The sequence below is a fragment of the Arthrobacter sp. 2YAF22_2 genome (assembly GCF_052114645.1).
GTDB lineage: Bacteria > Actinomycetota > Actinomycetes > Actinomycetales > Micrococcaceae > Arthrobacter.
In genome coordinates, this window is sequence record NZ_JBFRFD010000376.1 from 1 (window position 1) to 3,708 (window position 3,708).

General features: G+C 65.3%; 5 protein-coding genes. 1 reads left to right on the plus strand and 4 read right to left on the minus strand.

The window, feature by feature from the left end; translation table 11 throughout:
• The first annotated feature begins 317 nt into the window (after positions 1–317).
• A complete protein-coding gene (locus AB4Y86_RS14245) occupies positions 318–674 on the plus strand; it encodes a hypothetical protein (RefSeq protein ID WP_441402855.1) in 357 nt (118 codons plus the stop codon).
• A 50-nt stretch (positions 675–724) separates the two neighbouring features.
• On the opposite strand, the gene AB4Y86_RS14250 is transcribed toward AB4Y86_RS14245, so the two are convergent.
• The 4 genes from AB4Y86_RS14250 to AB4Y86_RS14265 form a co-directional block, all read right to left on the minus strand.
• Positions 725–1,240 (minus strand): HAD-IA family hydrolase, encoded by a 516-nt coding sequence (locus AB4Y86_RS14250; protein ID WP_441402856.1) that lies wholly within the window; start codon positions 1,238–1,240, stop codon positions 725–727.
• Positions 1,171–1,470: a hypothetical protein gene (locus AB4Y86_RS14255; RefSeq protein WP_441402857.1), complete on the minus strand. Its 300-nt coding sequence runs from the start codon at positions 1,468–1,470 to the stop codon at positions 1,171–1,173. Before AB4Y86_RS14255 ends, AB4Y86_RS14250 begins: the two co-directional genes overlap by 70 nt.
• 238 nt (positions 1,471–1,708) lie before the next feature.
• On the minus strand, positions 1,709–2,941 hold the full coding sequence (locus AB4Y86_RS14260) for an NAD(P)-binding domain-containing protein (protein WP_441402858.1): 1,233 nt from the start codon (positions 2,939–2,941) through the stop codon (positions 1,709–1,711).
• 70 nt (positions 2,942–3,011) lie between these two features.
• The coding region (locus tag AB4Y86_RS14265) for a BBE domain-containing protein (protein WP_441402859.1) at positions 3,012–3,708 on the minus strand (697 nt) is incomplete at its 5' end.

Here is a 3,708-nt window from a genome sequence, read left to right on the forward strand (position 1 = left end):
GCCTTCGAGTGCGCCGGCGTGAACGCGGTGCTGGACACCATGCTCGACGCCGTCCGGCCCGGGGGAGTGGTGGTCAACGTGTCGTCATCCGGCGCAACGCACCAAGCTCCAGCCCCTACGGATGCACCAACCCCTTTACGGCGGTGTTCTTGTGGTTGATAAGGGTGTCGAAACCCTGCGCTTGTCACCGGTAACGCTGGGCTGTAGTGGGCGGCCCCGAGGCGCCGGCGAAGGTTGAACTTGGTTGGTCGGGAACCTGTGAGGTACGTAACGGGCGGGGTGTTCCCCTAACCGGTCCTGCTTGGAACAATGTCGCCATGGCACGAATTATCGGGTTCCTCTTATTCCTTGCAGTCATGGCTTATGTGATCGCCGCAACGTGGCTGTTCGTCGTCGCGCTCATCATTACCGTGGCGATCGTTAAACAGGTACGCGCCAGGCACCGCGTCGCCCAGCGCACCGCCATGGCAGCCAAGCTCCACCGTCCACCCACCTCACGCTCCCTACCGCTCCCAGCGCCGACCGCTGCACCGGCACCGTCCTATCTGCGCCGGTGGTCGGTCGAGCGCCGGTGGTACGTCGCCGTTGAAATGGACGACTGGGACAAGGCCTTCAGGGACGCCGAGCTTGGGGCGCAGGGTAGCCTCGCCGGGCCGCGCGCCTACCTGAGATAGCACCTCATTGGCTGATTCAGGCTTACCGGGCCTTACCCGCGGTGGCCAGTTCAGGCCTCGAGCTCGTGGGCCAGTTCAGTGATGCTCGACGCCGAGAGATCCCAATCGCTCTCCGGCGTCAGATCCGCGGTCTGTCCCGGTCCGTATTCAGTGGGGCGGGGGATGAACGCCGTCGCCAGCCCGGCCTCCCGGGCAGCATGCAGGTCCTTGTTGTGGGCAGCCACTAGCATCACAGCACCGGGCCTGAGGTCCAGGAACTCCGCTGTCCGAAGGTAGGCCGTGGGCAGCGGCTTGTAGGTGCGTGTCATGTCCGAGCCGATGATGACGTCCCACGGAAGGCCGGCGTTCCTGGCCATGTCCAGCAGCAGCGAGGTGTTGCCATTGGAGAGAGGGCCCACGATGTAGCCGCGGCGGATGGCGGCCAGACCTTCCAGGCTGTCCGGCCACGGGGGCAGCCGGTGCCAGGATTTGTTCAGTTCCTCCAGGGTTCCTGCGTCTAGCCGGGCCGGATCGAAGTCGTGGCGGCGGAGTACCGGGTCCAGGTTTTCGCGGTGGAGTTTGTCCAAAGTGGCGAACGCGCGGGATCCGGAGGGATGGCCTCCATTGCCGGCTGGTAGAGGGCACGCCAGTCATCGGCGAACGCCTCGGCGTCGAGATCCTGCCCCTGTGCCGCGGCGAAGGCGGCCGCCTGCCTGGCGACGCCGGTGCGCCAGTCCACCACCGTGCCGAAGGTGTCGAAGAGGACGGCGCGTACTCTGCACCCGGTTGATGGTGAACGGTATGGCTGGAACGTCATATTTTGTTTCCTTCCCGAACTTTCCTGACCGTTAGTCTGGCAGTAGGCGCACTGGGCGAAGTACAGCGCCTTCTCTTCCCGCCGGTTCCGTCACCTGGCCGACGCCGGATCCCCAATGTGCGTTCGGCGAGGAACTCGCGCGACACCCTCATCAACCACAAGGACGCGGCCCTGAAGGCGCAGGCGCACCCGTAAGGCGACCATCCCAAGAAGCTGGCGTCACGGCCCCCCGCAATGTCTATTCTTGGAGACCCCGAGACATCCGATTGACCAGGAATTCGGCGTCGTCGCCGACTCCTGAGAGCAGTCCGGACTTGAAGGTGTGCATCCAGTGCAACCCAAGGAAGTAAAGGCCCGGAACGGCGGTGACGCCGCGCTGCTGGGCGGGCCGGCCGCGGACGTCGAACACCGGAATTTTGACCCAGCCGTAGTCGTAGGCGTACCCCGTCGCCCAGATGATAGTGGTAATGCCTTCCTCCGGGAGACTCAGCGACTCGACCTCCTGTACACCGGGAAGAGGCTCTGGTTCCCCCGGATCCGCCTCGGTGAGCCCATCCTCACCGCATCTTCTGATGAAGTCCCGAGCTGCCGCCACGAAGCTGGCGTACGCCTGATCGGCCTCATCGAGGATCTGATTCGCGTTGGCTTGCACCCCCAGCTCGCCGCCCGACGCTCCGGTGACCCGGCCGATCACCTTCGCCCCAACTGCCGCAAGCTTGCGAACGTCGACGTCGTAGCCACCGTTCACCCCTGTCACGACCGTCGACGGCGGGTACTGACGCTCGGGAAAAGTGTCGATGGTTTGCGCGAAACGGCCCAGTGCTTCGAACCACCAGTAGGCGTCCTTGCCCCGGAAGCGCCGCGGGACGCGCCGGTGCCTGCTGACCGAGAGGTAGACGCGGCGTCCGGCACGGAGCAGCTCGTCGGCGATCTGGGTGCCGGAGGCCCCGCTGCCGACAACTAACACAGCACCTTCCGGCAGTGCCTCCGGACGCCGGTAGCGCGTGGGGTCGAGCTGCAGGACCGATCGTGGGACCTCGTGCGCCAAGGCGGGGATCCGCGGAAGCTGAAAGGGCCCCGTCGCAATGACGACGTTCCGCGCGCGGATGGACCCGTCAGCCAGGGACAGCTCGAAGCCCTCATCCCCGCCGAGCGCTGCGAGACCCCGGACTTCGGTGTGCTCACGCACGGGAGCCGGCATGTGCCCCGCATATTCCTCAAGGAGACGAAGGATCCCGCGGTAAGGGGCGAACCCCTCCGGGTCCTGCCCCTGATATGTGTAGCCAGGCAGCTGCAGGGTCCAGTTCGGGAACTGAAAGCAAAGGGAGTCCCATCGCTCGGTCCGCCAGCGCTCACCGACCCGCCCGCGCTCCAGGACGACGTACTCGCGGCCTTGCTGCTGCAGCACCCGACTCATCGCGAGCCCGGCCTGACCGCCGCCGATGACAACAATGTCCTGCTGTTCCCGCATGCTCAGCTCCTGAGAAACCGGTGACGCCCCGGCGCAGCAACCGCGTAGACTCGCCAGGTTTGTCGAAGTGTCAGCCTGCCGGCTTGATGTTTTGGTTGATGTGGAAGAGGTTGCCGGGATCGTACTTGGCCTTGACTTTGGCGAGGCGGGCGTAGTTCCCCGCGTAGGTGTCCTCGATGTGTGACTGGTCATCGGCGTCGAGGAAGTTCACGTAGCCCGCACCGGATCCGAGGGGGTGGAGCTCGGCGTAGTAGTCGCGCACCCACTTCATGTTGGCCTCATTGTCAGCCGGATCCTCCCAATGGCAGGCAATGTCCACCGCGAAGTCGGCGTCGCGGTACGGGAACGCGGTCTCGTCCCGCGCGACCCGCTGGACGGCCCCGTTAAGTGGATAGAAGTGGTTGGCCGTCTGGACGCTCGGAATGCCCTCGCCGAACTTCTCTGCGACACGGACGACGTCGTCGGTCAGGCGGGGCAGGAACGCGGACTTCCAGTAGGCCTGCAGGCCCTTGGGATACATGGGGTCAAAGAGTGTATTTAGCACCGTGTAGGGAAGGGGACCCAGGAAGGAGCCGGCGACGGGCGCAACGTCAAGGAACGGCTGCCATTGACGCTCCCCTTCGTCGTGGGGGCCCGCCCAGCCGCCCACCAGCACCACCACGGGCTTCCCGTGATATTCCTCCGGCAGGAAAGGGACAGGAGGTCCCTGATGGAAGCCCAGGAACACTCCCATTTCCTCCGGCGCGGTGGCGATGTAATCCCGGTAG

What these genes read in the sequence shown, in the direction of transcription:
- AB4Y86_RS14245 (WP_441402855.1), top strand. Translation starts at nt 318, where the DNA reads ATGGCACGAATTATCGGGTTCCTCTTATTCCTTGCAGTCATGGCTTAT.
- AB4Y86_RS14260 (WP_441402858.1), bottom strand. Translation starts at nt 2,941, where the DNA reads ATGCGGGAACAGCAGGACATTGTTGTCATCGGCGGCGGTCAGGCCGGG.
- AB4Y86_RS14255 (WP_441402857.1), bottom strand. Translation starts at nt 1,470, where the DNA reads ATGACGTTCCAGCCATACCGTTCACCATCAACCGGGTGCAGAGTACGC.